This window comes from Rhodothalassium salexigens DSM 2132 (assembly GCF_004341375.1).
In the GTDB taxonomy this organism is placed as follows: domain Bacteria; phylum Pseudomonadota; class Alphaproteobacteria; order Sphingomonadales; family Rhodothalassiaceae; genus Rhodothalassium; species Rhodothalassium salexigens.
In genome coordinates this window covers 1-3,977 of record NZ_SLXO01000022.1, presented here as the reverse complement: position 1 = coordinate 3,977, position 3,977 = coordinate 1, and the positions used below count along the sequence as shown (strand labels likewise).

2 tRNA genes and 2 rRNA genes are annotated in these 3,977 nt (G+C 59.6%); all 4 read left to right on the top strand.

The features are described 5' to 3' along the window. Positions 1-153 precede the first annotated feature (153 nt). The 4 genes from EV659_RS14580 to rrf all read left to right on the top strand — a co-directional run bounded on the left by EV659_RS14580 (position 154) and on the right by rrf (position 3,961). Positions 154-230 (top strand) — tRNA-Ile (locus EV659_RS14580). A 232-nt stretch (positions 231-462) separates the two neighbouring features. Next, positions 463-538: transfer RNA gene (locus EV659_RS14575), tRNA-Ala, on the top strand. Positions 539-838: 300 nt separating this feature from the next. Continuing rightward, positions 839-3,763, top strand: a 23S ribosomal RNA gene (locus EV659_RS14570). A gap of 83 nt (positions 3,764-3,846) precedes the next feature. Continuing rightward, a 5S ribosomal RNA gene (gene rrf, locus EV659_RS14565) occupies positions 3,847-3,961 on the top strand. Positions 3,962-3,977: the final 16 nt, after the last annotated feature.

The following is a 3,977-nucleotide window of genomic DNA, read 5'->3' as shown; positions in this document are numbered from 1 at the left end:
CTTGTCCGACGATGATCCGGGCTTAGACATAAGCGGCCAGGGCCGCCGCCTGCATGTCCCTTCCATCGCCTGAAGATCGAGACGATCCGCTGGGATCGCCGGGACGACCGGCCGTTTCCTGACCGGGTTGGGCCCGGGGTCCGGGTCCACGTCGGGCCGGTAGCTCAGGTGGTTAGAGCGCACGCCTGATAAGCGTGAGGTCGGTGGTTCAAGTCCACCTCGGCCCACCATCTTGTTTGTGGCTTCCGGTATCGGCTTTCGCCGATCCCATGAAGCGTGCTCAAGGCTGCGCGCCGCTTTCGCGGCGGGGCTGAGTGCCGGAGCCGAGGCGCTGTTCTGCTGGCGAGGGGCGGCGTAGCGCCGCCAGTCACCAGCGCCGCCAGCGCCCAAGGGGCGCCGGCCGAAGGCCGCCCTTGGCGGCCGGGCGTCGGCGCAGCCGACACGCCCGCGAGCGCGACAAACGGGGCCTTAGCTCAGCTGGGAGAGCGCCTGCTTTGCACGCAGGAGGTCAGCGGTTCGATCCCGCTAGGCTCCACCATCATTCGATGGTCGGGGTTTAGCCCCGAGCCATCGAATGATCCCTCGATGGGGCGTTTGTGCTCGGGATAGACGATCTCTCTTCAGGCATTGGGAGCAAGAGATACCGGCTTCGGTCGGTTGGGTGCCGCGTGTGCGGCCTTGTTCTTTGACATTGTGGATGGGTTTTTACCGTTGTTTTTGACTGTGGCCGCGACGCTTCGGCGTTGCAGGGTGCCACGATCAAAAACGCGGAAGCACTGAAGTCTGGGTCATTGTTGTGGCCGTTGGGGCGCTTGCCCCTCGGACATGACGATGGTTCGACCAAGCGATGTAAGGGCATCTGGTGGATGCCTTGGCGCATGGAGGCGATGAAGGACGTGGCAGGCTGCGATAAGCCGTGGGGAGCCGTCAAGCTGGCTTTGATCCGCGGATTTCCGAATGGGGCAACCCACTGTTATCCTCTATGACGAACGAAGGTGCTGAGTTGGTGCGAGATGCTTGACGCTATGGCCTTAACGGCCATGGAACACCGCTCTCTCACCAGCGCCCAAGGGGCGCCGGCCGCAGGCCGCCCCCGTGGAGGGCGTCGGCGTAGCCGACATGCCCGCGAGCGCAAACGACCAGCCTTCTTTCCTCATAGAGGATAACGGTATTAAGTTCTGAATACATAGGGACTTAAGGCAAACCCGGAGAACTGAAACATCTCAGTACCCGGAGGAAAGGACATCAACCGAGACTCCGCTAGTAGTGGCGAGCGAACGCGGACCAGGCCAGTGCTTCATTGTTCCTAACCGGAATCGTCTGGAATGTCGGGCCGGAGTGGGTGACAGCCCCGTACGGGTGTTGGAACAATGGAGCCTTGAGTAGGGCGGGACACGTGAAATCCTGTCTGAACGTGGGGGGACCACCCTCCAAGCCTAAGTACTCCCATGCGACCGATAGTGAACCAGTACCGTGAGGGAAAGGTGAAAAGCACCCCGATGAGGGGAGTGAAACAGATCCTGAAACCGGATGCCTACAAGCAGGTGGAGCGCGCAAGCGTGACACCGTACCTCTTGCATAATGGGTCAGCGACTTGGTGTATCGAGCAAGCTTAAGCCGTTAGGTGTAGGCGCAGCGAAAGCGAGTCTGAATAGGGCGCCCAGTTCGATGCATCAGACCCGAAACCCGGTGATCTAGGTATGGCCAGGTTGAAGGTGGGGTAACACCCACTGGAGGACCGAACCCACGTCTGTTGAAAAAGACGGGGATGAGCTGTGCCTAGGGGTGAAAGGCCAATCAAACCGGGAGATAGCTGGTTCTCCGCGAAAACTATTTAGGTAGTGCGTCATGTATCACCCTCGGGGGTAGAGCACTGGATGGATGCGGGGGGCGCGAGCCTTACCAATTCTAACCAAACTCCGAATACCGAGGAGTGCAGCATGGCAGACAGACGGCGGGTGCTAAGGTCCGTCGTCGAGAGGGAAACAGCCCTGACCACCAGCTAAGGTCCCTAAATGACGTCTAAGTGGGAAAGCATGTGAGGCGGCCAAAACAACCAGGAGGTTGGCTTAGAAGCAGCCATCCTTTAAAGAAAGCGTAACAGCTCACTGGTCTAACAGCTGCCTTGCGGCGAAGATGTACCGGGGCTCAAGACGTCTACCGAAGCTGTGGACTCTCTTACGAGAGTGGTAGCGGAGCGTTGCCTAGGCCGGTGAAGCGGTACCCGTGAGGGGCCGTGGAGGTATGGCAAGTGCGAATGCTGACATGAGTAGCGATAAGGAGGGTGAGAGACCCTCCCGCCGAAAGTCCAAGGGTTCCTGCGCAAGGCTAATCCGCGCAGGGTGAGCCGGCCCCTAAGGCGAGGCCGAGAGGCGTAGCCGATGGGAACCAGGTTAATATTCCTGGGCCAGGGGATGGTGACGAATGCCGTAAGTTGTTCGGTCTTACTGGATTGACCGGGCCGCGAAGGCGTTCCAGGAAATAGCCCCCCATGAGACCGTACCCGAAACCGACACAGGTGGACTGGTAGAGCATACCAAGGCGCTTGGGAGAATGGTGCTGAAGGAACTAGGCAAATTGCCTCCGTACCTTCGGAAGAAGGAGGCCCGCCCTTGAGGCAACTCTTGGGCGGGGGCACAGACCAGGGGGTGGCGACTGTTTACTAAAAACACAGGGCTCTGCGAAGCGGCGAACGCGCCGTATAGGGTCTGACGCCTGCCCGGTGCCGGAAGGTTAAGAGGAGCCGTGAAAGCGGCGAATCGAAGCCCCGGTAAACGGCGGCCGTAACTATAACGGTCCTAAGGTAGCGAAATTCCTTGTCGGGTAAGTTCCGACCTGCACGAATGGCGTAACGACTGCCCCGCTGTCTCCAGCACCAACCCAGCGAAATTGAATTCTCCGTGAAGATGCGGAGTACCCGCGGTCAGACGGAAAGACCCCGTGCACCTTTACTACAGCTTCAGAGTGGTACTAGGGACGGCATGTGTAGGATAGGCGGGAGGCTTTGAACCATGAGCGCCAGTTCATGGGGAGCCACCCTTGAAATACCGCCCTTGTCGTCTCTGGTATCTAACCGCGGTCCGTGAAGCCGGATCCGGGACCCTCTGTGGCGGGTAGTTTGACTGGGGCGGTCGCCTCCCAAATGGTAACGGAGGCGCGCGATGGTGGGCTCAGGTCGGTTGGAAATCGACCTCAAGAGTGCAATGGCATAAGCCTGCCTGACTGCGAGACAGACATGTCGAGCAGGGACGAAAGTCGGTCATAGTGATCCGGTGGTCCCGTGTGGAAGGGCCATCGCTCAACGGATAAAAGGTACGCCGGGGATAACAGGCTGATACTGCCCAAGAGCTCATATCGACGGCAGTGTTTGGCACCTCGATGTCGGCTCATCACATCCTGGGGCTGGAGCAGGTCCCAAGGGTTTGGCTGTTCGCCAATTAAAGTGGTACGTGAGCTGGGTTTAGAACGTCGTGAGACAGTTCGGTCCCTATCTGCCGTGGGCGCAGGAGACTTGAGAGGCGCTGTCCCTAGTACGAGAGGACCGGGATGGACGACCCTCTGGTGGACCGGTTGTGGCGCCAGCCGCATAGCCGGGTAGCTATGGTCGGACGGGATAACCGCTGAAAGCATCTAAGCGGGAAGCCCCCCTCAAGATGAGGTCTCCCTTGAGAGCCGTGGAAGACCACCACGTCGATAGGCCGGGTGTGGACGCGCAGCAATGCGTGAAGCTAACCGGTACTAATGGCTCGATCGGCTTCGTCAACCTCGTCATGTTCGACGGCCAATCGCTCCCAGCGGCCACAACTATGGCCCGGACATCAGTGCACAAACCCTGTTCTTTGCCGACCTGGTGGTTATGGCGTCGTCGAACCACCCGATCCCATCCCGAACTCGGCCGTGAAAGGCGACCGCGCCGATGGTACTGCGTCTTAAGGCGTGGAAGAGTAGGTCGCCGCCAGGTCTGCCAAGAACAGGAA